Annotated in this window: 21 protein-coding genes; 12 read left to right on the forward strand and 9 right to left on the reverse strand. The window is 47.8% G+C overall.

Annotation, left to right across the window (positions count from 1 at the left end; translation table 11 throughout):
- The first annotated feature begins 2 nt into the window (after positions 1-2).
- From C4885_RS00355 to C4885_RS00415, 12 genes are all read left to right on the forward strand, one after another.
- A complete protein-coding gene (locus C4885_RS00355) occupies positions 3-980 on the forward strand; it encodes a site-specific DNA-methyltransferase (protein ID WP_371681608.1) in 978 nt (325 codons plus the stop codon).
- Positions 980-3,184: a C40 family peptidase gene (locus tag C4885_RS00360; RefSeq protein WP_113998519.1), complete on the forward strand. Its 2,205-nt coding sequence runs from the start codon at positions 980-982 to the stop codon at positions 3,182-3,184. The genes C4885_RS00355 and C4885_RS00360 overlap by 1 nt, the downstream gene beginning before the upstream one ends.
- A gap of 17 nt (positions 3,185-3,201) precedes the next feature.
- The gene (locus C4885_RS00365; protein ID WP_113998520.1) at positions 3,202-3,447 is read left to right on the forward strand and encodes a DUF4315 family protein; all 246 of its coding nucleotides are present in this window, start codon (positions 3,202-3,204) and stop codon (positions 3,445-3,447) included.
- Entirely contained in the window at positions 3,440-4,249 is an 810-nt protein-coding gene (locus tag C4885_RS00370; protein ID WP_113998521.1) for a DUF4366 domain-containing protein, read from the forward strand. Before C4885_RS00365 ends, C4885_RS00370 begins: the two co-directional genes overlap by 8 nt.
- Positions 4,246-6,315 (forward strand): DNA topoisomerase 3, encoded by a 2,070-nt coding sequence (locus C4885_RS00375; RefSeq protein WP_113998522.1) that lies wholly within the window; start codon positions 4,246-4,248, stop codon positions 6,313-6,315. Before C4885_RS00370 ends, C4885_RS00375 begins: the two co-directional genes overlap by 4 nt.
- Entirely contained in the window at positions 6,312-7,067 is a 756-nt protein-coding gene (locus C4885_RS00380; RefSeq protein WP_113998523.1) for a phosphoadenosine phosphosulfate reductase, read from the forward strand. The genes C4885_RS00375 and C4885_RS00380 overlap by 4 nt, the downstream gene beginning before the upstream one ends.
- A gap of 15 nt (positions 7,068-7,082) precedes the next feature.
- Entirely contained in the window at positions 7,083-8,912 is a 1,830-nt protein-coding gene (locus C4885_RS00385) for a DUF3849 domain-containing protein (protein WP_113998524.1), read from the forward strand.
- Positions 8,913-8,917: 5 nt separating this feature from the next.
- The gene (locus tag C4885_RS00390; protein ID WP_158538753.1) at positions 8,918-10,189 is read left to right on the forward strand and encodes a hypothetical protein; all 1,272 of its coding nucleotides are present in this window, start codon (positions 8,918-8,920) and stop codon (positions 10,187-10,189) included.
- Between the two features lie 2 nt (positions 10,190-10,191).
- The gene (locus tag C4885_RS00395; RefSeq protein ID WP_069432464.1) at positions 10,192-10,404 is read left to right on the forward strand and encodes a transposon-transfer assisting family protein; all 213 of its coding nucleotides are present in this window, start codon (positions 10,192-10,194) and stop codon (positions 10,402-10,404) included.
- Positions 10,405-10,417: 13 nt separating this feature from the next.
- A complete protein-coding gene (locus C4885_RS00400; protein WP_113998526.1) occupies positions 10,418-12,175 on the forward strand; it encodes an antirestriction protein ArdA in 1,758 nt (585 codons plus the stop codon).
- 491 nt (positions 12,176-12,666) lie between these two features.
- Positions 12,667-13,002: a helix-turn-helix domain-containing protein gene (locus C4885_RS00410; protein WP_113998661.1), complete on the forward strand. Its 336-nt coding sequence runs from the start codon at positions 12,667-12,669 to the stop codon at positions 13,000-13,002.
- Between the two features lie 139 nt (positions 13,003-13,141).
- A complete protein-coding gene (locus tag C4885_RS00415; RefSeq protein WP_113998528.1) occupies positions 13,142-13,657 on the forward strand; it encodes an SLOG family protein in 516 nt (171 codons plus the stop codon).
- 70 nt (positions 13,658-13,727) lie between these two features.
- Here the strand turns inward: C4885_RS00415 and C4885_RS00420 are convergent, their stop codons facing one another.
- The 9 genes from C4885_RS00420 to C4885_RS00455 are packed head-to-tail and all read right to left on the reverse strand — an operon-like array spanning position 13,728 to position 26,130.
- Positions 13,728-14,366: a hypothetical protein gene (locus C4885_RS00420; protein ID WP_113998529.1), complete on the reverse strand. Its 639-nt coding sequence runs from the start codon at positions 14,364-14,366 to the stop codon at positions 13,728-13,730.
- Between the two features lie 25 nt (positions 14,367-14,391).
- A complete protein-coding gene (locus tag C4885_RS00425) occupies positions 14,392-15,534 on the reverse strand; it encodes a sigma-70 family RNA polymerase sigma factor (RefSeq protein ID WP_113998530.1) in 1,143 nt (380 codons plus the stop codon).
- A 16-nt stretch (positions 15,535-15,550) separates the two neighbouring features.
- Positions 15,551-16,084 carry a hypothetical protein gene (locus C4885_RS00430; RefSeq protein WP_113998531.1) on the reverse strand — a complete coding sequence of 178 codons (534 nt, stop codon included), beginning with the start codon at positions 16,082-16,084 and terminating at the stop codon, positions 15,551-15,553.
- A 12-nt stretch (positions 16,085-16,096) separates the two neighbouring features.
- Positions 16,097-18,091 carry an AAA family ATPase gene (locus C4885_RS00435; protein ID WP_113998532.1) on the reverse strand — a complete coding sequence of 665 codons (1,995 nt, stop codon included), beginning with the start codon at positions 18,089-18,091 and terminating at the stop codon, positions 16,097-16,099.
- Complete coding sequence (locus C4885_RS16600; protein ID WP_195560293.1) at positions 18,073-18,237, reverse strand: hypothetical protein; 165 nt, start codon at positions 18,235-18,237, stop codon at positions 18,073-18,075. Before C4885_RS16600 ends, C4885_RS00435 begins: the two co-directional genes overlap by 19 nt.
- On the reverse strand, positions 18,224-20,446 hold the full coding sequence (locus C4885_RS00440) for a DEAD/DEAH box helicase family protein (RefSeq protein ID WP_113998533.1): 2,223 nt from the start codon (positions 20,444-20,446) through the stop codon (positions 18,224-18,226). The genes C4885_RS16600 and C4885_RS00440 overlap by 14 nt, the downstream gene beginning before the upstream one ends.
- Before the next feature lie 12 nt (positions 20,447-20,458).
- Positions 20,459-21,604, reverse strand: coding sequence for an aminotransferase class V-fold PLP-dependent enzyme (locus C4885_RS00445; protein ID WP_113998534.1), 1,146 nt, complete (start codon positions 21,602-21,604; stop codon positions 20,459-20,461).
- A gap of 12 nt (positions 21,605-21,616) precedes the next feature.
- Complete coding sequence (locus C4885_RS00450) at positions 21,617-25,222, reverse strand: restriction endonuclease subunit S (protein ID WP_113998535.1); 3,606 nt, start codon at positions 25,220-25,222, stop codon at positions 21,617-21,619.
- A gap of 14 nt (positions 25,223-25,236) precedes the next feature.
- Positions 25,237-26,130: a DUF4007 family protein gene (locus tag C4885_RS00455; RefSeq protein ID WP_113998536.1), complete on the reverse strand. Its 894-nt coding sequence runs from the start codon at positions 26,128-26,130 to the stop codon at positions 25,237-25,239.
- Positions 26,131-26,147 lie beyond the last annotated feature (17 nt).

The following is a 26,147-nucleotide window of genomic DNA, read 5'->3' on the forward strand; positions in this document are numbered from 1 at the left end:
GCATCAAGTCTCGCAGAAAGGAGGGAGTCCCCATACAGCTTGATCACATTTACACCGGCGATTGTCTTGAAGTCCTCAAAACGCTGCCCGATGAAAGCGTCCATTGCTGCATCACCTCCCCGCCGTATTACGCGCTGCGCGATTACGGTGTGGACGGGCAGATCGGCAGAGAGGCAACGCCAAAGGAATACATCTCGCGCCTGACGGAAGTGTTCACCGAAGTCAGGCGCGTACTGCGCTCAGACGGGACGCTCTGGCTTAACATCTCCGACACCTATGCCGGGAAAGGCAATCAGGGCGGCTATGTGGACGCAAAAAATCCCAAGGGCAGAAATGGTCAGGCTGTGGCTCTTAACTACAAGGTTGAGGGCTGCAAGCCCAAGGACATGATCGGCATCCCGTGGATGCTGGCCTTTTCGCTCCGCGACTCCGGCTGGTATTTGCGCAATGACATTATCTGGATAAAAGAAAACCCGATGCCGGAGAGTGTCAAAGACCGCTGCACCCGCTGCTATGAACACATCTTCCTGTTCTCAAAGTCACGGAAGTATTTCTTTGACTACCGGGCAATCTCCGAGCCGATTGCTCCCGGAACAGCGAGCAGGCTCAAGCGTGGGGTCAAGGGAAGCAACAAATACGGGGAACCTATCCCCGGACAGGTAAAGCAGCAAACCATCAATCTTTGCCGGGAACATGGCGAGATCACCGATGACATGATAAACCCGCTGCGCAACAAGCGGGATGTCTGGATTATCAACACTGTCCCCTTCAAAGGCGGTCACTATGCCGCATACCCGCCTAAACTGGTTGAAACCTGTCTGCTTGCCGGATGCCCGAAAGACGGCGTTGTCCTTGATCCCTTCATGGGAAGCGGCACAACCGGCATGGTCGCAAAGCAGCTTGACCGTCACTATGTCGGGATCGAGTTAAATCCTGAATATAAAGAACTTGCCGAGGCGCGGATTGGAGGTGAAATTTGATGCCTCATGATGAATTGAAGCCAAAAGACCGGGTTGTCCTGCGGATGACCAGAGACGGCGCTGTGGAAGAAAACCTTACCGAAGGCACCTCAGAAAAAGTGTCAAAACGGCTTGAGGACGCCCAGCTTGTCGCGCCCCATGACACGGAAACCGGCGATATTGCCGAAGAGGTCAAGAAGCGGCGGCAGCTTCGTCCTGATGAGCTGGAAGACGCAGTGAGTCAGGCTCAAGCCGAAACACAGTCCGCAGATGCGGCGCAAGAGTACAATCCGGGCGATCTACCCGTCAGCGATGATCCCACATCTCACACTCTGCACTCTGAGACATACCGCACCCATTCCGTTGACTACGGAAAAGCATTTGCCGATACCGCTGTTACCGGTAAGGTCAGCAGACCTCGCGCTGAAAGGCAGATTGATGGAGAGTCCGTTCTGGAAAGAGCGGCGGAAACCTCCGCAGAGATGCCGGACCTTGACGGCGATGCCCCAGCTTCCCGGCGGATTGAACGGTTGGAGCGAAAATCTCAGAAGGCGCATGAGCGTCTGGATGCCGCCCGTGAGAAGCTGCCCACCAAGAAGGTGTTGAAAAAAGAGCGCGTCTTTGACGAGGAAACCGGTAAAGGCAAAACCCGCCTCTACTTTGAAGACGAGCTGAAAGTCCCCAAGGGACAGAGCAAATTGCAGTTTGAGGCAGACAAGACCGTCCGCAAGGTCGGCGATACGCTTGCCTCTGGCATCCACGGCAAAATCCATGAGGTGGAGCAGGAAAACTCCGGTGTAGAAGCTGCCCATAAGACAGAGATTGCCGCCGAGTCCGTTGTCCGCCACTACCAGCATCATACAGAGCGCAGTGCAAACAAGCCGTTCGAGAAGGTGTCCAAGCTGGAGCAGAAGGCCGAGGCCGCTGACCGGAAGCTCCATTTTGAGAAGACGGTCGCCGAAAATCCTGAGATGAAGGCTTCCCGAGCCAATATGAATAAGCACTACCAGAAGCAGCACATCAAGAAGGAATATGCTGCGGCTCGCAAGGCAGGGACGCAAACGGCCTCCACCGCCACCAAGTCCACCGGTAAAACCATCCGAGAGAAAGCGTCGGATAAGGTAAAGGACTTTATCGTCAAGAACAAAAAGGTCTTTGCTTGGCTGGGAGCTGGCTTGATGATTCTGATCCTGTTGTCTGCTGGGATTAGCTCCTGCACGGCAATGTTCACCTCTACCACCTCGTCTGTCATCGCCACTTCCTACCTCAGTGAGGACGATGCCATGACCGGCGCGGAGGCGCAGTATTGTCAGATGGAGGCCGAGCTGCAATCGTATCTGGACAACTACGAAAGCACACACGACTACGACGAGTACCACTTTGACCTCGACGCGATTGAGCACGATCCCTATGTGCTCATTTCCATTCTCTCCGCCTTCAATGAAGGAGAGTTCACTCTGGACGAAGTTCAGGGGCTTCTTCAAACGCTCTTTGACCGGCAATACATCCTCACCGAAGATGTGGAGGTTGAGGTACGCTACCGGACAGAGACCCGTACCGGGACAACGACTGTCACCGATCCCGAAACCGGCGAGACCAGCACGGAAACTTACACCTATGAGGTCGAAGTGCCGTATAACTACTACATCTGTACTGTCACGCTGGAAAACTTTGACCTCTCCCATTTACCGGTCTACATCATGAATGAAGACCAGCTCTCCATGTACTCAGCCTATATGTCAACTCTGGGCAACCGTGAGGATTTGTTCCCCGGCTCCGGCTATGTGGACAAGTACATTGAAAACCCACCCGATGACTACACGGTCAATGCGGCGTATCTGACGGACGAGAAGTTCGCAACTCTCATCGCAGAGGCAGAAAAATATCTCGGCTACCCGTATGTTTGGGGCGGTTCAAACCCGTCCACTTCCTTTGACTGTTCGGGATTCGTCAGCTATGTCCTCACAAACAGCGGACTTGTCAACACCGGACGGCTGGGTGCGCAGGGGCTTTACAATGTCTGTTCGCCTGTTTCCAGCGCCGATGTGAAGCCGGGGGATCTCGTCTTCTTTGTCGGCACTTATGACACACCGGGCGTTTCCCATGTGGGCATCTATGTGGGCGACAATGTGATGTTGCACTGCGGCGATCCCATCCAGTACACATCCATCAACACTTCCTACTGGCAGTCTCACTTTTATGCCTTTGGAAGACCCAACTATTAACTGAAAGGAGCGTTTTTATGAACCCGAAATATCAGAAGGTTTGCGCGGAAATCACCAAAACCGAGAAGAAGGTCGAGGACCTGCAGGGGCAGCTCAAGGAGCTTTACGACAAGAAAACCGAGCTGGAAAACCTTGAAATCGTCAACACCGTCCGTGCAATGGTCATGGACAAGGATCAGATCATGGCCTTCCTCGCTGCGATGAAGGACGGCAAGGCGGAAAAGCCTATCACTACCCAGCAGGAGGTGACGGACAATGACTAAGAGAAAAGGAATCCGCCTTCTGGCGGCGCTTGCACTGTGCTTCACGCTTTGTATCTCGTTCACTGTATCCGCATTCGCCTATGCGGATGACACCGAGCAGGAGCTTCCGGTCACGGAGGCAACCCAGCCCGAGGCAACACCGGAAACCGCAGCACCCGAAGAGCCTGAACCGTATGAGGGCGAGCCGATTGACGGTGAAGGCAACGCTTATACCCGCGATCTGCTCTATGACAAGGCGACGAATAAGCAGTTCATCACGGTGCAGACCAAGACCGGCAACACCTTCTATGTCGTGATCGATTACGATGCGCCCATCAACGAGGAAGAGGAACAGTACCAGACCTATTTCCTCAACATGGTGGACGAGGCCGATCTGCTTGCCCTGTTGGATGAGGAAACGGCATCTTCGCTTACTACCTGTAACTGCGATACCCGCTGCGAGGCCGGAGCTGTCAATACGGAATGCCCAGTCTGCAAAACAAACATGAGCGAGTGTACCGGCGCTGTACCTGAGCCGGAAGAGCCGGTCGAGGGCGAGGAAACCGAGGTGCCCGAAGAGCCGGAAAACGCTTCCCCGAACATTGCCCTGATCATCGGTATCATCGCGCTGGTCGGCATCGGCGGTGGTGCATATTACTACTTCAAGTTCGTGCGCGGCAAGAAGCAGAAGGACGAGGATCTGGATTTCTTCGATGACGAGGGTTATGAGGAAGAGCCGTATATCAACGAGGACGAAGAGACTGTCATTGCAGATGATGAGGATGACGAGGCTGAAACCAGAGAAACGGAGGAAACGATTTGATCTTAGTGATTGCGGAAAAACCAAGTGTTGGAGCCGCTATCGGGAAGGTGCTGGGCGCTTCTTCCCGTAGGGACGGCTATCTCGAAGGAAACAACTACATCGTCTCATGGTGCGTCGGTCATCTTGTGGGGCTTGCGGACGCAAGCTCCTACGATGAGCGCTTTGCCAAATGGCGGTACAGCGATCTCCCCATCGTCCCGGAGGAATGGCTGTTTGAAGTCCCGAAGGACAAGCAGAAGCAGTTCAAAGTGCTGTGCGACCTCATGCGCGATAAGCGTGTAACCGAGCTTGTCTGCGCCACCGATGCGGGGCGCGAGGGCGAGCTGATTTTCCGGTTGGTCTACAAGAAAGCCGGTTGCACGAAGCCTTTCAAGCGCCTGTGGATCAGCTCGTTGGAAGACAGCGCAATCCGGGAGGGCTTTGCCCATCTGCGAGACAGCGGCGACTATGACCGGCTCTATGAAGCCGCGCTTGCCCGTTCCAAGGCAGATTGGATTGTCGGCATCAACGGCACAAGGCTGTTCTCGACACTCTATCATAAGAAGCTGGTGGTCGGGCGCGTCCAAACGCCTACGCTGGCAATGCTGGTGGAGCGTGAAGGCAAAATCACAACCTTCCACAAGGAGAAATACTTCAATGTCCATATCAGCAAAGACAGCCTGACGGCGGACATGGAAAAGGTCAAAACCGAAGACGAGGCGAAGGCGATTGCGGCGGCTTGCAATAAAAAGCAAGCCGTCGTTTCTTCTCTCAAGAAGGAGACGAAGACGGTCAACCCGCCGAGGCTCTATGATCTGACCACCTTGCAGCGGGAAGCCAACCGCTACTATGGCTTTACCGCCCAGCAGACGCTCGATTTGGTGCAGTCCCTCTATGAGAAAAAGCTGCTTACCTATCCCCGAACGGACAGTCAGTTCATCACTGAGGATATGGAGAGCACCGCCCGTCAGGTGATCGGTATTGTCTCCCGCAAGCTGCCGCTCTCCGAGGGTATCACTCATGAGCCGGACATTGGGCGAATTACCAACAACGCCAAGGTCACTGACCATCATGCCATTATCCCCACCGTCCAGCTTGAAAAGCAGGATCTCGGCGAGCTGCCGGAGTCGGAGCAGAAAATCATCCGGCTTGTCGCCATGCGCCTTCTGAGCGCTACCAGTGAGAAGCACATCTATGATGAGACTTCGGTTACGCTCACCTGTGAGGGTTACGAGTTCAAGGCAAAGGGCAAAACGGTCGTGCAGGATGGATGGAAAGCCATTGAGCGCCACTTCAAGGAAACACTCAAGAGCAAGGAAAAGGACGAGCCGGAGCGCTCACTGCCTTCTCTGAATGAGAAAGATATTCTCTCTTTTGTCGATGCCAGCGTTACCGAGCACTATACATCCCCGCCGAAGCCCTACACCGAAGACTCCCTTCTGTCGGCAATGGAAACTGCGGGAAACGCTGAGTTCGACGATGATACCGAAAAGAATGGGCTTGGCACTCCCGCCACCCGCGCCGGTATCATCGAAAAGCTGGTCAAAGGCGGCTTCGTTGAGCGCAAGGGCAAATCTCTCGTGCCTACAAAGGATGGCAACAACCTTGTATGCGTCCTGCCCGAACAGATCACTTCTCCTTCCATGACGGCAGAATGGGAAAATACCCTGATGCAGATTGAGCGCGGCAATGCGGATTCGAACAAGTTCCTTTCCGGCATTGTGGGGATGACCTCCGAGCTGGTCAAAGCCTATCCTTTCCTCTCGGACTCCGAGGCAAACCGCTTCGATACCGGCAGAGAGTCCATCGGCAAATGCCCGCGCTGCGGCTCGCCGGTCTATGTAGGCAAGGGAAACTACTACTGCTCGAACAAGGAATGCTCCTTCTGTATGTGGGAGGATAACAAGTTCTTTACGAGTAAGAAAAAGAAGCTGACCAAGAAAATCGCCGCCGAACTGCTGGACAAGGGTTGGTGCAGAGTGACCGGGCTTTATACGCCAAAGCGCCCGCAGCTCTATGATGCGGTGATCCGTCTGGATGATACAGGCGGCAAGTATGTCAGCTTCAAGATGGAGTTCGACCGATGACGCGCCCGCGATATATTGCCTCATGCAGCGGAGGCAAGGACAGCGTAGCAACAATTCTTCTTGCTGCGGAGAAAAACGAGCCGTTGGATGAGGTCATTTACAGTGAGGTGATGTTCGATCAGGAGATCAGTGGAGAAGTCCCGGAGCATCGGGACTTTATCCACCAAAAGCTCAAACGGTTCGTTGAAAATGAACTCGGATGCAAATTCACGGTTCTGCGAAGTGACAAAACTTACGATGATGTGTTCCATCACATTATCACAAGAGGACCTTATGAAGGGCTGATTCGAGGTTTTGTCTGGCCGGGAAAGTGCGCGGTAAATCGGGACTGTAAAATGCCTCCGCTCCGCAAGTACCATAAGGCTCAACCTGATGACACCCGTAGCTATGTAGGTATTGCATTGGACGAGCCAAAGCGTCTTGCCAGACTGAATAAGGAGAAGGACATCAGCCTTCTTGCAAAGTATGGCATGACGGAAGCGGATGCTTGGCGGCTGTGCGAGAAATACGATATGCTCTCGCCCTGTTATCAACATTCCAAACGCAACGGTTGTTGGTTCTGCCCGAACGCATCGACTTCTGAGCTTTCCCACATGGTCAACCGTCACCCTGACTTATTTGAGAAGTTGATTGAATGGGAACATACAGATAATTTGTATCATCGCAGATTGACCAGAACGGAAACTCCGTCTGAGATCAAAGCCCGTCTTTCGGGCAAATCTCAGCCGGAGTTTTCTATTTCAAATCAGTAAGATTGGAGGTTAGAAATGGCTGAAAACAGAAACGCCCAGCAAGTCCGGGAAATCACCGACAAGCTGGAACAGGGACTCAAGGAACTGTTTGAATCCGAACGCTTCAAAGAGTACCTGAAAACGATGTCCAAGTTCTACAACTACTCGTTTAACAATACGCTTCTCATCGCCATGCAGAAGCCAGATGCGACGCTGATCGCCGGTTACACGGCATGGCAGCGCAACTTCGACCGCCATGTGATGAAGGGCGAAAAGGGTATCAAAATCCTTGCTCCTGCGCCCTACAAGGTGCAGGAAGAGCGGGAAAAACTCGACCCAGCAACGCAGAAGCCCGTTCTCGACAAAGACGGCAAGCCGGTCACTGAGACGGTTGAAGTGACCCGCCCCGCCTTCAAGGTGGTGAGCGTCTTCGATGTGTCCCAGACGGACGGCAAAGAGCTTCCCGATATTGCCGTAGACGAGCTGACAGGCAGCGTGGAAAACTACGCCGCCTTTTTTGATGCTCTCAAAGAGCTGTCTCCGGTCCCCATTGCCTTTGAAAACATCACCGATGGCGCAAAAGGCTACTTCTCTCATGTAGAAAACCGCATTGCCATTCAGGAGGGTATGAGTGAAATCCAGACCATCAAGACGGCGATCCACGAGATTGCCCATGCCAAGCTCCATGCCGTCACTCCGGGCGAAAAGGTTGCTCCCGAGGACAAGAAAGACCGGCGCACTAAGGAGGTCGAGGCAGAAAGCGTCGCCTATACCGTCTGCCAGCGGTACGGCATTGAAACCTCTGATTATTCTTTCGGCTATATCGCCGGTTGGTCCTCCGACAAGGAGACCAAGGAGCTGAAAGGCTCGCTGGAAACCATCCGCAAAACGGCGGCTGAGATGATCACCGGTATTGATGAAAAGCTCAAAGAGCGGCTTGCCGTGAAGGAACAGGAAGCCCCTACGCCGCTGCGGGATGCGGTGATTCCGGTTTACCGAGAAGCTGCGATGTATGCCTTTGAAGCCGGTGAGCTGGATGCTTACCGCACCTCGATGCAAGCCAACATGGACTGTAAAGAGGCGATTGAGCAGACCATCAACGACTACTACGGCAACAACCGACTTGCGGCGGAGTCCGCCGTTAAGAGCATCCTTGAGAAATTCTCGCCTGAGCGCGTCGCCTATGTCCTCGCGCAAACCATCCAGCAGAAAGACCATGACGGGCGCATTTCCCCAGACTGCAAGGAATGGGCAAAGGGCATGGATGGCAGCCCGGATCATGCAGCTCAACTCATTATTGACAGTGTAAATCCGGGGCTGGTCAGCCTTTTCACCGAAGAGTTTGTCCGGCAGACTGCCATCAGCAGAACTCAGGAGCAGGCACCGGCTGAACAGAGCGAATCGGCTGTGCCGGAGAAGGCTCCCGAAGCTCCGGCTCCCAAAGAGCCGGAACAGGCGGTACCGGTGAAGCATCGCCTCACACCGGAGGAAAAGAAAATCAAGGAAGCCGTCATGGACACGCTCAAAGCGCAGATCTCCGGTCGCAACGACGGGATGCTGGCTACTTACCGTTCGTCCAATCAGTCCTTTAAGGTGATGATGGAGTACAAGGTCAGGATTGAGGGCAACACCGTTACCCGGGATGGCGAGCCGATGTTCGCCATTCACCGCCGCCATTCTGCGAAGAAGGTACAGGGCTGCTACCGCGAGCTGACACCGACGCTTGAATATATCGGCAAAGAGAAGACTCAGGAAGCAGCGCGGGAAAAGCCTTCTATCCGAGAACAGCTCCGCGCTGCGGCAAAGAGCCAGCCTGAGCGGAAAACGCCGGTCAAGCAGAAGTCCCGCGATGTCGGTTTGGAGTGATGCCTATGAAGTTTGAAAACATCAATCTTGTGGATGCCCTTCGCCGGATTATGGACATCCATACCCAGAACTACAAAGAGGATTTTGAGCTGGACGCCGGGTTGCTTCACAGCCTTGCCGGTTCCCAATCCCCCGAGGACAAGCACCTTCTCTGGATGTCCCGTCCGAACGGCACTTACCTCCTGCCTGAGCGTGAAGTCTATGTGAAGGATTCCTACGAAAACAAAGTGTGGGAGTTTTACCATGAGCAAACCCGCGATCCCATCCTTGCCTATGCAGTCGAGATCAAGGGCGTAGAGGGCGATACCATCAGAGGCAACCTCATTGAGCTGGACTATGCCGCTCATGTGGAGAGGATGCAAAAGCTCACCGTTCCGGTTGAGACAGTGGCAGTCACCTTTAAGGACGATGCCACCTTTTATCTGCCTTTCCGCAGCTACCGGCGCGGAGCGATCCCGCTGAAAGAAAAGCACGGCGAGGTCGTGTCGGTGAGTTATCTGCCTGAGAATGCGGTTGAGCTTGACATGATTCTCCGCCGTGAGCGCTTCAAAACGAGCTTCCATGCGAAAACTGGCAGTATTGAGGATCACATTCACAAGCTTGCCGTTCAGCATGGCGTGACCGAAAAGCTTGGCATATTGCCCCTTGAAGCGCAGACCGCTTACAACGCCGTCAAGGAAGCCCATCCCGAAGCGATTGTCTGCTTTGCCCAGAACGGCTACTTCGAGATTTACGGGGAAGATGCGAAGAAGGCAGCGCCCGCGCTCGGGTCGAAGCTTCTGATGAAAGAGCTGGAAGGCGGCGGACAGGTTGCCGTGACCGGCTTTCGGGAAGATCAGTGGGTTGCCAAGGCAAAGGCTCTGTGGGGACAAGGCAACGATGTCCTTGTTACGCAGCCCGGTGAAGACGGCAGACAGGAAACCGTCAAACACCTTCTCGCTGAGGATTACATCCCTGTCGGCATGGTAATGGAAATGGACGGCAAAACCGTCCGCGTTGACAAAGTGGATTTTCCAAATGAAGAAGTTAGCCTGACTGACATCACGGACAGGAAGAATCCCGTTCCATTCCATGAGCGGCTGTCTATTGTCCGTTCCTATGTGGAGGACGCTCCGGCAGAAAGCCTCTGGAAAGCAATGGATCGCAGAGAGCATCCCTCTCAGAAGAAGACTTCTGTCCTAGCAAAGCTCAAAGAACACGCCCAGACTGCGCCGGACAAAGGTGCTAAAAAGCCTGAGCAAACAAAGAAACCGAAATCAAAAGAAATGGAGATGTGATTATGTTTTTTACCGTGGAAGAGACAAATCTGATGTGTTGCTTCGACACTTCCAGCCGCAAGAGGCTGATTGCTGAAATGAAGTCGCTGCCCATCAACGAGCTGGACGACGAGATGGCGGAGCTGCTTTTTCATACCGTTCGGAAGCTTGAGGGGATCACCGACGAGGCGTTTGCCCAGCTCTACATCGCGCCGGACAGCATGATGGACGATTGAAAGGAGGGTGCCTATGCCCGTATTGGATGGCAGTTTTGAAGCCTTCGTGACCAATCTTGGCAAGTACAACGAAGGCGAGCTTGTCGGTGAATGGGTTCATTTCCCGACCACCGAAGAGGAAATGAAGAAGGTTTTCGAGCGGATCGGTATCGGCTCAAAGGATGAGTTCGGTCAGGTCTATGAGGAATGGTTTATCACGGATTATGACTGCTCCATTCATGGAGTCAGCAATCTCCTTGGCGAATACGAAAACCTCGATAAGCTCAACTACCTCGCCGCCCGGCTGGATGAGATGTCCCGCTCTGAGCTTGAGCATTTCGTGGCAATCATGGATAGCGGCTGCGATGAAGTAAATGACCTCGACGATCTGATCAACCTGACCTACAATCTCGACAACTATGATTTTATCCCCGACATCAAGGACTATGACGATCTCGGTCGCTACTACTTCTTTGAGGGTGGGTACAACATCGACAACAAGTTCGGCAGCTTTGTGGATTACATTGACTTTGAGCGGTACGGCGAAGACTGCGCAATCAATGAAGGCGGCACACTGACCGACGCCGGGTACATCCGTCCTACCGGCGATAGCTGGAACCGCTACTTTGACGGGACGCTTGAGGATATTCCCGACGAGTACCGCGTCACCGGAAGCGGCGAAGAATTGGAGCAGCCGAGCACGATCACTGTGCTGGTGGTTGAGCCGGACAAGAAGCCCTATGTGAAAGAAATCCCTTCCAGCCTCGAGTCCTTACAGCATGAGGTTGGCGGGGACATTGAGGCGGTCTATCCCTTTGAAGAGCCGGTTGCCATTGTCTGCAATGAAGAAGGCAAGATGAACGGGCTGCCTCTCAACCGCGCTCTGCGGGATGACAGCGGTGAAATCTATGATATTGTTGCCGGTACCTTCCTTGTTACGGGTCTGACGGATGACAGCTTCGGCTCGCTTTCGCCGGATTTGCTGCGGCAGTTTATGACTGAGTTCAAAATGCCGGAGCAGTTTGCCAAAATCGGAGACAGGATTGTTGCTATCCCGATGATTTCCGAAGGACAGCAAAAACAGACGGTTCTTGAAGAGAAAAGCTCCATTGTCAATGAAAACACCTCCGGCATGGCGGTGGATGGTCATATCGGCACATGGCACACGATTGACCATAAGGAGATCGATGGCCACACCTTTTGGCTGATGGAGCATGATACCTTCGGGGACGATGCCTCCTGTATCATTGTCGATGAGCGCGGCGAGCTGGTACTGTCCCATATCTATGACGGTTTCGATGAGACCGCAGTCAATCTGCTCCGTCAGGAGGTCATGCCGGTCGAGAAGATGCCGGATGACAGCATCAGCATCGAGGAAATGAAGCAGTACGGCTACAAATGGGGCGGGATGCTGCCCATGCGGGAAGAGGCTGCGGCGGAGGTCATGAAGTCGTGCCAGATTTACCGGCTGTACGGCGACGATACCGAGGGGCTGGTTCTGGACGCTAAGGAGATCAGGGAACACGCCGCCAAAGGCGGTATCTTCGGTGTGGAGAAAGCGGATTGGGTGGCCGAGCTGGAAAAGCAGAATCCACTCAAAGCCGCTGAAATGTCGCTTGAGGATGACTACGGCATGATTGACGGTATCATCAACAACGGTTCCAAAGAGAAGGAAAGCAGCGAAAAGCGAGAGAAGTCTTCCATCATGGACAGGCTGAAAGCGGCAAAGACCGAGCCTCCGAAGGAGAAGGCTGCGCCGGTAAAGGAGCGCAAGCCTGACCGTGACTTATGAGCCGAAGTGCAAAATGGAAGCAGGAGTGGGCATTCTTCTTAGATACGGACGGACGGCGTAAATATAGCGAGGTCTGCCGACGCTGCATTCATGACTGCAAACAGAGTTTTCGCGCTGTGATCCTCGCTTGTCCGCACTATATCTCAAAGCGGTCGGAGGAAGCGATTTACTGTCAGGATAAAGGTCGAAAATGACGGTTTTTAGCCTCCCAGAGCCGCGCGAAAATGTAGCCCCGTATGTTTTCTCATGTGGCAGTCAAGCGCCGCCAATGTGAGAATAAAGGTCGGTTTTCAGCCATAATCTTATTACTGCAAAGAGCCTCGGTCGATGCCCGTTTGGGTGTCGGCTGAGGCTTTTTTTGTGTCTTTTTCGTAAATAATTCCCAGAAATCTAACGCTAATCCATAGTCAGTGCATTAGCGTTTCTGTATAGATGTGTCGCTAATCCATATACTTATTATTAGATACATGGAAAGGGACATGGTATGTGTCATGATCGATAATAGAATAGGCAAGCGAATAAAGCAATGCCGTGAGCGTCTTGGACTGACGCAGGAACAATTTGCCGAAAAGACCGGCTTTACAGCAAACTACATTTCTACCCTTGAGCGCGGGGCATCCTTCCCACGCTGCGAAAAACTGATCACCCTGCTCAATGCACTTGAGGTTTCAGCGGATGCAATCTTCTGTGATGTGGTTGACCATTCTACGAAGTACAAGGCGAATAAGCTCTCCGAAGAGCTTGAGACCTTGCCTCTTGATGCCCAGAAGCGGATCATTCAGATGGTAGAATTGATGATTGAGCAGGAAAAGAACAACAGCAAATGACTTCCTTCAACGAACTACGCAATTTATTGTGTGGTTCGTTTTTTTCTGACATCAATCGACACAATTCTTCACAATCATGTGCTATACTATGTATAAGCGAATGAGATACACGCGCTAATACATAGATGGAGAAAAAAAGATGAAAGTGAAGAAATGTGCTTTTACCGGTCATAGACCACAAAGTCTTCCGTTCGGCTTTAACGAATCGGATGAACGCTGCATTGCCCTCAAGCAAACGCTCCGTGCAGAGATTATCAGGCTCATCGAACAGGAAGGCGTTACCCATTTCATCAGCGGCATGGCACTCGGCGTTGATATATACGCAGCGGAAATTGTACTTGGTCTTAAATCAAACTATGAAGGCATTACTCTTGAAAGCGCAATTCCTTGTGAAAGTCAGGCTGAGAAGTGGACTGAGGAACAGAGAGACCGCTATTTCGATATTGCCTCCAAGTGCGACAAGGAGACATTGATCCAGCATCACTACACCCCTGACTGTATGCACAAGAGAAACCGCTACATGGTGGATCAGGCAGACTTCATCATAGCTGTATGGGACGGCAGACCAAGCGGGACGGGCAAGACAGTCCAGTATGCCCAGCGGCAAGGCAAGCCGGTCACAATTATCAATCCGAAAACGATGTCTGTTGACTGAGAAAAAGTCTCAAACGCGCCTTTTGGTTGCGTTTGAGGCTTTTTCTTATAGCCCAACATGTATGACTCCGTTACAGGCTTCCGTCGCCTTTGTTCCCGCCGAACTCACAGCCATGCACATGACCATGACCATAATACCATCGCCCATAGCGATAGCCATAATGGGGAGGACAGTTCGCACAATCGCCGGTACAATGTCCCGGATGAGAAGCGTGAGAGGATGAGAGTGCATCAGCAATTCCAATTCCTGCGAAAAACTTTGTAAAGAAGCCGATTTTAGGGTCAGAAGCAACCGGCTCATCGAAGAACTCTTCCTCGACAGTCTCATCATCAATTTCTTCGTCCTCGTCATCTTCAAAGAGGCTTATCTTGTTCCTCGCAGCTACTCTTTCAAGGACTTCATCATCGACTGCACCGTAAAGGTCTTCTAATTGCTCCTTTGTGAATCTGCATTTCGAGGAATCAAGAAGTACATTCATAGCTTCTGTGTTGCAGCATCCGGATAGGTCATAAATCTCTTCCGGTGTAAACTGAACTCCATACGCCACTGCTTTTTTGATGAGACGGGATGCAGCCTTTTCGTCCATGTATTCCTGAGCAACCTCGGCAACCTCTGAGGATGCGCCATAAGAAGTTAGGGATGACATCCGGCTGATCTGTGTACTCGTAGCCCAGTCGTAGAACTTTTCGTAATATTGATCCCAGTCCAAGTCTGACTCCTTTCGAGTGATTGCTCTAATAATATTCCTTGAGTTTTTTCGCTTTTGATGGATGTCTTAGTTTGCGGAGTGCTTTCCCCTCGATTTGACGGATTCTCTCACGGGTGACATTAAACTCAGCGCCCACTTCTTCAAGTGTTCGTTCGTGTCCATCGAACCCATATCTTAAACGGAGAACTCTTTCCTCTTTTGGTGTTAGTTTGCTTAGAACAGAAGCGACTTCCTCTTTAAGAGCATTCTTTTGAACAGTGGACAGTGCATCTTCATCAGAGAGAATGGTTTCTTCGGAGAGATTGCTTAATAATGTGTCAATAAGTGTGTCTCTGGGAGTGTCTTCCTCATCGTAATTCTCAAATAATTCAAGAAGATCCTCAATTTGGGCATCGGGTATCATTTGGTCAAGGATCTTTTTTGCTTCATCCGGAGAGCATTCGATTTTTTCTTGAACCATCGAAATGGCATAAGCGCATTCATTCAACCGCTCACAACCTATGCAATCGTGCGCTTTCAGCACGGGGTACATAGCGAAATATCCCTCTTTCTGGTGAACGGGATAATAAATTAAAGGTCGCTGTGTACTTTGTACACGAGAAATGTTTTGAATCATCCAGAGAGATGCGTATGAAGCAAACGCTCCTGATGTATCGGGATCATATTTATCAACCGCAATTACAAGCCCAATACAAGCATATCCTATGGCATCTTCTATGTCCATATCATATGTTTCCGCTCTCTGCAATGCCACTCGCAAAGCTAATCTCAAGTGCATTTCAATCATCCGTTCTCGTGCATATGCATTGCCATCAACAATTTGATATTTGAGTTGCCTGATTTCCCCCCTTTGTGGAGGTATCACCATTCTCACATAAGTTACGAAGGATTCAAGAGAAGGACTCAGTTCGATGATGCGAGTATATACTGCATCATAATCACTCTGTGCAAAATCATCGAAATCATCTTCATCGGAAGGAACATTACGAGTAGGTGCTTCGCTATAAACGAGGATTCCGCGAGTTGTAATAGAGTTGCTGAGCCAATCAAAGTCTTGAATAGGGAGGGAATATTCGTCAGCACAGTCCATGATATTATCAAATGTCACATAGCCCTGCTTTTCGGCAAGCTCTATCAGTTTTTCATATGCCGTTTGACGGTTTTCCATCCCTATTCACCACATTTCACTTAGAACAAAGCTTCAAAATATCGTCACTTGATATTTCATCGTTGAACTTCTCTTGAAACTCTTCAATAAAGTCATAAAGTCTTGTTACATACTCATCCGGCGATGATACTCCCTCAATAAGTTTTTCATAAAGAACATCTACGCCGCCGCGAACATAACTGTCAAAACGAGCTTCATCATCGGGATTTTCTCCCATGTGCTTAAACGCCTTGTCGATTCGCTCATCTTCGTTAGGCTCATAATCTTTGTCAAGCAACATGATCAATCTAAAATTGAATTGGAGTTCTTCCTGAGAATAGATAACACGATCGCCCATAACATTTTGGTTGTAGACCTGATTTGTCTCAGGATTCCGAGTATCATCTTGCTCGGCAGTTCTGCCATAGAGGAAACCGACTAACGGAGCATTTGCGTACACATCAACATTCCGATCAAATAACTTGGCTTTACTGTTGCTGTCAAAGACGCTTGTTAAAGCATCTACACGAACAGCATGTCTGCCACGAAAGCGATATTGTTTATCAAACATTTGCCCACCCCCTTACACCAACACAGTTTCAAATTCGTTTTTCTTATCAAAGTAATGCCGACAGCCGATCTTGTCGCCCATGTACTCTTCTGCAAGTTCACCATCAGTATCCTTGATAAAGATAATAACCTGCTCCGCTGTATTGGGAAGCGCCTCACAAACAGTCTTGATACGCCGCTTATCGAAAGCAGATAGGGGAGCATCCATCACCAGAGGATAAGGTTCAGAAGACAGGAGCTTGGCATCATCATCCGAAGCGTTTCTGTTATCACGAGCCATCTTTATAATGCCGGTGATGAAGGCAAAAATTACCGAGATGCTTTGAGCGGTGGATGTTTCGACATCCCCATCATAGTCATTTGCATATACAGAAATATGATATTTCTCATCAATGGTTAAGTATAATCCACCTTCATAAATCTGCTTGAATATTTCGTTGATGGTAGTCTCCAATTTGCTGCGGATTTCAGCCTCGCTGGTGGCATAAACTTCAAGAAGTTCTTGGTAAATGCGTTCGGCGTATGCTTTGTAGATCTCAATCTTCTTGTTTTTATCATCCAACAAGGTAAGATTACGACGCTCTGTGTCTGCTCGTTCAGCCTCAGACTCATAACCGCCTTTTCTTAAAAGGATACGGTCCTTTTCGGCTCCACTTTCTCTGATAACTTTGTCGCACAGTTGAATCTCACTGTTGATTGCCCGGACTTTGCTCCGAACATCTCCACCGCTAAGTTTCCCTTCGATAGTATGTAGTTCATCTTGAAGATCAGTGACTTCTTCATCCTGCTGGCTTATCACAGCAAGATTATCACTTATATGGGAAAACAAATCCTGCTGAGCGTTGGCACGGCGCTTAGCTTCCTTTTTGAAGTCGCTAATCATATTGCTGATGGACTGAGGGGGCAAAAAGTCGATAAGCGCCTTAACTTTAGTGTATGGCACTGAGCCTTCATCCAAATGTGTCCCGCAAATACAGACTTTCTGGTTCAGCAAATATTCAATAGTCTTTGCGTGCATATACGGAATGTCCTTGCCAGTGAAGTCTCTGTCGGACAGAAGCTCAAGTGCGCGAGACATCAGTGCAACCGAGAAGAAGGAACTCATGTTGCTGTTAAAGTCCTTGCAAATTGCTTTAACAACATTTGCTTTAGAGTCCTTCGCTCTTGCTATCTTTTGGATAAGCCGTTCCTTTTGGCGTTGTAATTCTTCACCTTCTGCGTACTGCTTGATTTCCTCAGTCTTTTCAGTCTTCCGCGCACTTGCTTGCTCGATTTGACTTTCCAGTTCTTCCAATCTTGCATCAATTTTAGCTATTTCAGATTTGCATCGTTCGATAGTCTGAGTGTACTCTTGTATTTTTGAGTTGCTGTGGGAGTCATAGCTACTCTCATAACTGCCGATAACGCCAAGTCTGGATTTCGGATTAAAATGCTGAATAGCACTGTACATAGCATTCAATCCAAGAAGCCCTTTTACTGCTTCTGCAAAGTCAGTGGCTTTCTTTCCGGTTGAAATGTCTTTACTCATCTTCTCGATTCTTTCGCCGTCAAAGAAGAAATATCTGGACAATTCTTTCGGGAGGATTCCTTTAACTTCACTTTCACATTGCGATTTTTTGACATAGGATGTATTGCCATTTGCGTCTTTAATTGCAATATCGAAGACCGTATTATCGCCCTTGACACGATTTGAGTAGTCTTTACGGTAAGTCTGCTCCCGCATGAGCGTATAATTTACAGTTCCGTGACGCAGCTTGAGAATGACTTGAACTTTGCTTTCTTGACCTGGTTTCATTTCCGCTGCGACAAGTTTGTTAAGCATATTCTTATCGGAAAACTCTGTCTCTCCATACATACACCAAAAGAATGCTTGGGCGAAGGTTGTTTTACCCGTGCCATTTTCACCAATTATGATCGTGACATTTTTCCCGTTATCACCCTGTGCAAAGTCGATGGATTCATGACGGAACTGTCTAAAGTTTTCCAGTGTTATCGATTCGAGTAACATTGCGCTTCCTCCTCGATCTGCTTCTTAATCCATGCGACCATCTGCTGATCGGTCATAGCCCTTGTTTTGAGATTCTGATTTTCTTGAAGGATGATTTTGCGTTTCAGGCGCTCAACAGCCTTCTCGTTTATCTCAATCTGTTCCATACTCGAAACCACCTTCCTCCGATTCTTCGTCGGTAATATGATATGCCTCCTGAATGTCCCAAATCAAGTTGTTTGCGTCCATTGAGTTCTGAGATAAGCGTCCAAATTCTTTTATCCTTGCCAGTTCATTCTTCACAAGGGCTAGATCTCTTTGAGCCTGTTCAGTTGTTAGCGATGACACTGAATCAAGAGGTCGAGGCAAGGTCACAAAGTCATAAATCACGGCATAAGGTTTGTTTGGCGCTTTCCTTAGTACACGCCCCCGACGCTGAATATACTCTTTGGGATTTGTTGTGCTTGCCAAGATAAAAGCAGTCCGAATACCAGGAATATTGACGCCTTCATCCAAGCACTTGATCGCCACTATTGCTTGAAGCCGATCTCCACGCTGGAATTGCTCCTTGATTGCTGCTCTCGTTTCCATATTTTCTCTGGATGTAAATTGAGCTACATCCATACCAAACTCATTGCCGAGAATACGAGTTACTGCCTCGATTTGTCGAATATCTCTTGTATCAGAGGATGTATAATCGGCGTTCTCGTCCAACACATTGGTTGCACCACAGTACACCAGTATATTATTGTCGTGAATATAAGGTCTGATCTCTTCCCTGAGAGCATCAAGCTTTTCAGACGCACCAGCTACAATCCTTGCCCGTTTCAGTGCCAGAATCTCGCCATGCTTGTTGAGTTTATACTTTCCATTTTTACCTTTAATGACGCACTTCGACATTTCATAGGATAATTGCTCATAAGCTGTAAGTTCGTCATCATTTAGGTGAACAACAACAGGATAATATTTATACGGTGTGAGCTTATCTTCTTCTATTGCTCGATCCAAAGAATACTCAATGCACTTTTTCCCAAAGAAGGCATATAGGAGCGCGGTGCCTTCCTCATCGCGATGCCTTTCAAGGGTAGCCGACAGAGCCAACCGGTATGTAAAACGATCGTCTAATAATCTTGCGTAGGAAGCTGCTCCGAAATTATGTGCTTCGTCAACGACAAGCAAGACGGGTGAATGTATTTTACTTATTTGTTCCTGAACATAACTATTCGTGAATGTAGCATTAGTACATACAAAACAGAAGAAACTTTTGTCTACTCGAATCTTCTGGTCCCTCACAGCTTTCGATAATCGTTGTTTCCAGTCTTTCTGTGGTGAGCTGCTATATCCGATGATGGGTTTCATATTAAAGCGGACAATATCTTCTACCCATTGCTCAACAAGATGCTGATAAGGGCAAACGATTACAACTGCAAGTTTGTCGTTCAAGTCTTCGGAAAGCTTTGAAATTGCACCAAGTCCGGTAAATGTCTTGCCTGTACCTGTTGCCATATCAAATATACCGTGATAATTTTCTCCTACCCACGAAGCAATAGCCTCTTTTTGATAATCATGTAAAGAGATATTTTCAGGTATGCGGGGTCCTATGGCTCTCGTTACGATTTCAATATTTCCGTCTTTCAGTGTGCGAATCTTTGAATCTTTCGATGGAAACTGCTCCTTATCCAAGTCAAAGTTTGGCGGGGACCTCCTGTATTTATCAATAAGAGCTTGTGATATGCTGGGAAACTCCAAGACTTTGATGTTAGGTTCACTGTCATTCCAAATAGAGAAAAAAGCGTTCTCTTTTAGCCTTACACGGTCAGTTTCGTTTTGATCGCCCCAGCTTCTAAAAACATCTATTGTTTCGTAATTGATGGACATTGCAGTTGCAGATTCGTTCATCGATCCGGAGAAGGCTACAATATTTCCTTCACCGTCTTCGATAAGTCCCATTTTTTCATGGTACATTCCAATACCGTTTTTTCCCTCTGTGTATGCAATGCGAATGTCCAAAATCCCATCTGCAATCAGGCAAGCAAGAAGATTGAGTCTCTGCATGGAATAGTAATCAACTTGCTCTCCGGTTATTTGGCGCAGAATAGCCCTTTCGATAATGCTGTTGCGTTCTGCATAACCCTTCTGAATGGCTTCTATATCTTCATCAGAGAGGTACGGAGAAGCAACAATCTGTATTTTACCTCCATTTGAAGCCATAGTTGCTATTCCTTTTGTGATCTCTACAAGAGAGGACGAAGAAAAGAAACCGACTGCTCTTTTGTAGACCTTTGCCTGTTCCAGCAATGGGATATAGAACTCTTGAACAACATTGTCTATAAGGGAACGATATTCATTTTTTACACTAACATCCTGTAAGCTCATGATACGATCTCCTTATAGATTATCATTGATGTCATCAAGTGCTTCTCTCAAAACATCAAAGTCCTCGTCAGTTGTAAAGCAGTTCACACTAAACCGTACCGTTCCTGCTGGGAAGGTATTAAGGAACCTATGCGCAGCAGGGGCGCACTGCAATCCAGTACGAACTGAAATGTTTCTTTCGCTGAATAACTGTCCTGCTGTGTCACTGCTTATGTCATTAAGCACACAAGAGACAATTCCGACATAATCTCGTCCGTCACAGTTTCCAACAACAGAAATAAAGTCATATTCGTTCAGGATCTCAATTAGTCTTGCTCTGTTTTTCAACTCTGCTGCGGCAAGATTGTTTATTTCCTGCTGCAATATCCATTTAACTGACGCATTTAGTCCAACTACTCCAATGGTGTTCATCGTACCAAATTCAAATCTCTCTGGTAACGATCCTGGCATATCTTGATTTGCAGAATCGAACCCTGTTCCTCCAAAGAAAACCGGTTCAAGGTCAATGGTTGGTTTCATTACAAACCCTGATATACCAGTCGGACCCAGCAGAGTTTTGTGACCAGCGAATACCGCAAAATCAAAAATGTCTTTCCCAATATCACAGTCAACAAGACCTGCTGTTTGAGCCATATCCAAAAGAGTAAGCGAGTGAAACTCTTTTGCAAGCGTAAATATTTCCTCGACCGGTGCAACTAGACCAATCACATTACTTGCGTGACTGACTATGACTAAATCAGGCTTTGTATTCTCAAACTGAAATCTGATCCGTTGAATATCATAGCAAAGATCCTTGTTTACCGTTAATTCAACTACCTTAACCAAACCCTTCGTTTCATAATGGTGAAGGGTGCGCGTTACCGCATTGTGTTCAAAGGGGCTTATGTATATGTTCCTTGCGCCTTTTTCGATAATTCCCTGAATGATAATGTTCAGAGAGATGGTAGCTGATGGCTCAAAGATAACCTGTTTTGCAGGGCAATGAAGAAGTTGTTGGAGGGCAGCCCTTGTATCGTCAACTATGCTCTTTGCGGAACTTGAAAATCCATAGTTGCCCCGTCCAAAGCTGCCACCGGTATGACGCTGAAACTGATCCATACTCTGATAAACGATTTCAGGTTTCGGGTAAGTAGTTGCAGCATTATCAAAGTAAGCCATCAGCTCACCTCCTTAACATAGTTTTTGCAATATTTCCATGATGATCTGACGCTTTTCCTGTTCCGAAATGGCGTGTCCCATGGAGTCCAACGATTGAGTGATTTGGTTGTAGAGAAGTTTGCCACGATTGCTGTATGCTACTCGTTCAAAACTCTTAGTAGTGGCGGATCCATCAGCATTTACAAATGTTACCTTGTAGTTAGAAGAATCGGCGCTTTCTTGTACAGCTTCGCCTTCATAGCTTTCAGCGGTTTGCTTATATTGTTGGAGTTTGTTGGTGAATGTCTTGCAAGTGCCATCATCCCAGTCTTCAATCCTCAAGCCGGTCGAAGCTTTTGCAAGACGGACAATGAAAGAATCTTCATCGTTCGTGACAGTCCTAAACAAGACAAGGCATTTATCCGTGCCATCAGCAAAGATATGATTGAATACGGAAGGACTTAGCGAGTCACACCACTCCTTAATGGTAGATGCTAAGGACATTTTATTAGCCTGTGGCTCGTTCTGAGGCAGCATGAAAATCTCTTTGGTCTGAGCAATCAGAGACTTCTTCAAATCAGAAATAAGTCTGTCAATGAAGTTTTTCGATGCAATAATGTTTTCTGCCAATCCAGCCGAAAAAGTCTCAGCATATCCGTATGCTTTGGGAAGCTTATCGAAAAGCAGTTCGTAGCTACTCGTATTTTGCTTCAATAGCTTTAACAATGACAAATGCCTGCTATCAATTTTTTTCCCGTTAGGCTGACATTTGATTTCTTTCGCATACTTTGGCAGAGACATCACCCAGCGCCTCATTGCATTTGCGATGTAATCGTATGTGTTTGCACCTTTTTCTGCATCTATGATATGATTTGCAAATGCTTGAGCCAACAGCTCTACAAAGTTCTCCTTTTCAGGGTCCCAGTCAAGATAAGATAGGGAGAAAGATTTGGGATCGGCATTGATTTGGAGAAGAACATCTGCTGATGTAGGAACTTGTCCAAACTTATCCAATATCACGACTTGTTGTTTGTACTCATGGAGGACAACAGCTAAGTAAATCGGAATCAAGCCCTTGCGTAATCCAATATGATGCTCTGGAAGAGTAAGAGTATCGTACAGGACATCAAATCCAATTCGCTCATTATGTCTTGCGCTCAGGACAAAGTTCTCGATGGTTTCTAACATATTCGCAAGGTTAGGATCGCCCGGACGCAAGTCAAGCGATGGCATTCCTCCTTGCTCCACCAATATACCTGTTCTGAGCAATGTGCTTCGCATGATAGAAACCTCTTGCCCAGTACCAGAAAGTCCCAAGTTGGCTTCAAGTTGGTTACGGAGCAGTGCAGCAACTAACTTACTCCGGCTATTGCTTGCAATATTTGTGATGACATCTCTATTTACTGCCTCATTGCAAATAATTGGGGTGAGGGAGTAAACATCATCACATATGTCAGCCATTAGTTCTGTTAGAGCAGCTTTCCGTTGTATATTGCGAATCCTGCCATTGAAAATATAGCTTGCCTTGTATTTTTCAGGGTGTGTATAAATAGACATAAAGTTACTAATCACTTCACGCAAATCTTCATACACAACATCGTACTCATCGAACAATACTGGATCGTCAGAAGCAGTCTCTCGCAGGAAAGAAACAGCTTCATATTCATGCGCAGCCTCGTCAATGCTTGTGAAATGATTAGGCAAAATAAAGATATGCCTATCACATTCTCTGCTTGTATCGAGGAGGATTTCCTTTAATTTTTTTATGGAGTCCTCACTATGTGGGATGATAGCGTAAATCACGCCATCTGCATCAATGGATTCGCTCTTAATAACCCAGTTTGTATCGGGTCTTACCTCGCTTTCGTCAATGAACACAAAAGAGAAGAAGCGAGTCATCTCTCGGTCATCGTTGTATCGGGAAGGATACATATAGTTGTCGAAGTTCGAGGCATTGAGGGTTTCTTTTACGGAAACCTTTTTTGCGTGAGATTCAGCATAATCGTGTATTTTCTGCTTAATATCTACGCCAGAGGTTTGTTTCAGTTTCAAAAAATCATTGCTTCTCTTGAGGTAGATAACATAATCACGCTCAATAAGATTATCTATGGCAGTCGTGATCTCAGGCACCGTATAAGCAGAAGAGAAAACGCCAACGATCTCATCCTTTGTGGGCTTTAGCCTATCAAATTGCCCAAGCACATAGAACAGAGAAAGCGTCTTTACGATTTTTGCCTCTAAAGACTCTTTGGAAATCCGTGACAGTATGTTTGCAGTTAAAAGATAGTTCTGGTGTATCTCACCGGCATAAACTTCTTTCTTGAAAAGCGGCTCGAAGTAGTCATAAATGACATCCGGGGTAATAAACTCAAACCTATCGTCTGAACACGCCAAGTAAGACGGTAGTGTTGCACTTCCCGCTGCGGAGAGAAAAGTGAATAGAGTGCGTTCGTTCTGCGCAACGCGCTCAGATAGTCTCGGCAGAATAAATGTCGAAACAGGGTGTAAAGGGTAGCAGCCATATAATGCGATATTCAATTCATCGCTGTTCTCAGAGAATAGCGGATGGGTAGCATATCGCTGGGAAATTGCTCCAAAATCATCTTCATGTTCCTTGATAAAGGCGCTCCACAAAGTCTCATCTTTTTGAATTACGGATGAGATGATTTCATATGTCTGAGAGAAATTGTTGTTCAAGTGAATATGCTTGAAACGCTCTGACACCCCACGCCACCCATCAACTTTTTGCTTGGGCAGTTTGTCAATATAATTCGCAATTTCTTTGTGGGAAATAAGCATCAAGTGGAGCTGCATCTTGCCACTTCGATTACATTTTTCAGCAAAGTCTTGGAGCATCTTAGTATCACTCAAAGATGCTTCCGTAATATTTGCTTCAAGATATTTGCTGAATTCATCGTAAACCACATACATTCCAGTGAAGCCTTTGGACATCAAACCCTTAGCTACACTTTCGTATAGTTCAACAACATCAAAACCAAGAAAGGGATTGAAAACACTTCCTGCGGTCAGTGTCGGATAAACCCGTTCAAACTGCTCATAAGCAGAGATGTCATAAGTAGAAAGCGCATTTATAAATGCAGCAACCGGCATATCAATAGCTGCTTCAAATGCCGTATAGGTTTCGGGAAAATCTTTTTCCCATCTTTCAATAACAGAGATAGCAGCTTTGTAATTCGTTTCCGGCATGACATCAAGAAGATCGTTATCCGAGAGCGTTCTTTGCAATGCCAGTAGGAAAGCTTGGGACAAACTTGTGTTGCTACCTGTTATTACAACCGGAAGTATTTTATTTGGACTCTCATAATAATTGAGAACACACTGTTTTAGCTTTGGGTGTTCTTCCAGTTTAGGGAGAAGTTTTTCAAACAAACGCAAGTCGCGTTTCATCAGGATTGAGAGGATAGTCAGAACGATATGTGACTTTCCTTTGCCATATGCCCCGATCAAAACACGAGAACGCTCAGTGGATGTCTCAGCAGTGCTTAGAAGGATTTCTTCAAGGAGACCGAGTGATGACTTTGTAGGTATGAAGTTTTTCAGTTTTTCATTGCTGCTCAGGTCATATCCAATATTAACCGAATACTGGAAACCTGATGCAACAGAGATCATTTTGCTCATAGTTCTATCTCCTGTCACTGCTTGTTTATGCCTGTATAATACGCATCAACACAGTCCTGGAATGTAAGGTCTTCTAAAATGTGAATAACATCCAAACCGGCAGTTCTGTTAATTTTAATTTTTCCAATTCTCTCAACCTGATATAAAACATCAAGCATGGAGATTGCATCGAGATTGAAGGTCTTGCCAATGTTGCAGGGAGCAGTTAGTAATTCATTGAGGCTAATTTCTTTAGCTCCTTTTGCCTGATCAACAATTACAGCTAAAGCGATCCATGGATCGATTGAGTTTGCGAGAGGTATCGCTTTCCGATATGTTTTCTTTTCTTTGCTGAGTGTGTCGATCAGTCCGAGTTCTCCAAATGGACAATCAATGTTGCTCTCTGGTGCTATGCGATTGGGGTTGGATTTATATCGCGGTAAATAAGTATTTATGATACACGAGAAATCATCGTTGAGGGATCGTATTGCAACACTTACCTCGCCTTCTTCCATGCGGATGCGTCTCTGCAAAAACTCTACGAAGTCATCTCTTGAGAACTCCGTCATATTAAACTCATTAAAGAAAAAATACCACGCAGTTGCCTCATCTTTATTTGAAGATAACCGATAATGGAGTAGGTATAGCGTACCCAATTCTTCTATGTAGCGATCATTTGTAAAGACACTATTTCCGAGAGAAGTAAAGGTTTGAACGCGCTTGCCGCTGCTCGGCTCTTCGGTTAAGCCCACTGCTTGAAGCCAATAGCGGAGAGCTTTAACCATGTTTGCGCCTATTCCGAGGACATCCATAGGGTTTTCGTCTTTAGCAACAAACACATCTGGTTTCTTCTGGACATACTTCATGCCCTTGCTAAGCCAACCTTTTCTTATAAAAAATGTATCATGGGCACGAAACTTCATTGCCATAAAAAAACCTCCATTGC

The sequence above is a fragment of the Subdoligranulum sp. APC924/74 genome (assembly GCF_003324125.1).
Taxonomy (GTDB): Bacteria; Bacillota; Clostridia; order Oscillospirales; family Ruminococcaceae; genus Gemmiger; species Gemmiger qucibialis.

Bases quoted from the DNA above. Each gene is read 5' to 3' on its own strand.
- C4885_RS00360 (WP_113998519.1), top strand. From the start codon at position 980: ATGCCTCATGATGAATTGAAGCCAAAAGACCGGGTTGTCCTGCGGATG.
- C4885_RS00365 (WP_113998520.1), top strand. From the start codon at position 3,202: ATGAACCCGAAATATCAGAAGGTTTGCGCGGAAATCACCAAAACCGAG.
- C4885_RS00370 (WP_113998521.1), top strand. From the start codon at position 3,440: ATGACTAAGAGAAAAGGAATCCGCCTTCTGGCGGCGCTTGCACTGTGC.
- C4885_RS00380 (WP_113998523.1), top strand. From the start codon at position 6,312: ATGACGCGCCCGCGATATATTGCCTCATGCAGCGGAGGCAAGGACAGC.
- C4885_RS00385 (WP_113998524.1), top strand. From the start codon at position 7,083: ATGGCTGAAAACAGAAACGCCCAGCAAGTCCGGGAAATCACCGACAAG.
- C4885_RS00390 (WP_158538753.1), top strand. From the start codon at position 8,918: ATGAAGTTTGAAAACATCAATCTTGTGGATGCCCTTCGCCGGATTATG.
- C4885_RS00395 (WP_069432464.1), top strand. From the start codon at position 10,192: ATGTTTTTTACCGTGGAAGAGACAAATCTGATGTGTTGCTTCGACACT.
- C4885_RS00400 (WP_113998526.1), top strand. From the start codon at position 10,418: ATGCCCGTATTGGATGGCAGTTTTGAAGCCTTCGTGACCAATCTTGGC.
- C4885_RS00410 (WP_113998661.1), top strand. From the start codon at position 12,667: ATGATCGATAATAGAATAGGCAAGCGAATAAAGCAATGCCGTGAGCGT.
- C4885_RS00415 (WP_113998528.1), top strand. From the start codon at position 13,142: ATGAAAGTGAAGAAATGTGCTTTTACCGGTCATAGACCACAAAGTCTT.
- C4885_RS00425 (WP_113998530.1), bottom strand. From the start codon at position 15,534: ATGGAAAACCGTCAAACGGCATATGAAAAACTGATAGAGCTTGCCGAA.
- C4885_RS00430 (WP_113998531.1), bottom strand. From the start codon at position 16,084: ATGTTTGATAAACAATATCGCTTTCGTGGCAGACATGCTGTTCGTGTA.
- C4885_RS00435 (WP_113998532.1), bottom strand. From the start codon at position 18,091: ATGTTACTCGAATCGATAACACTGGAAAACTTTAGACAGTTCCGTCAT.
- C4885_RS16600 (WP_195560293.1), bottom strand. From the start codon at position 18,237: ATGGAACAGATTGAGATAAACGAGAAGGCTGTTGAGCGCCTGAAACGC.
- C4885_RS00440 (WP_113998533.1), bottom strand. From the start codon at position 20,446: ATGAGCTTACAGGATGTTAGTGTAAAAAATGAATATCGTTCCCTTATA.
- C4885_RS00445 (WP_113998534.1), bottom strand. From the start codon at position 21,604: ATGGCTTACTTTGATAATGCTGCAACTACTTACCCGAAACCTGAAATC.
- C4885_RS00450 (WP_113998535.1), bottom strand. From the start codon at position 25,222: ATGAGCAAAATGATCTCTGTTGCATCAGGTTTCCAGTATTCGGTTAAT.
- C4885_RS00455 (WP_113998536.1), bottom strand. From the start codon at position 26,130: ATGGCAATGAAGTTTCGTGCCCATGATACATTTTTTATAAGAAAAGGT.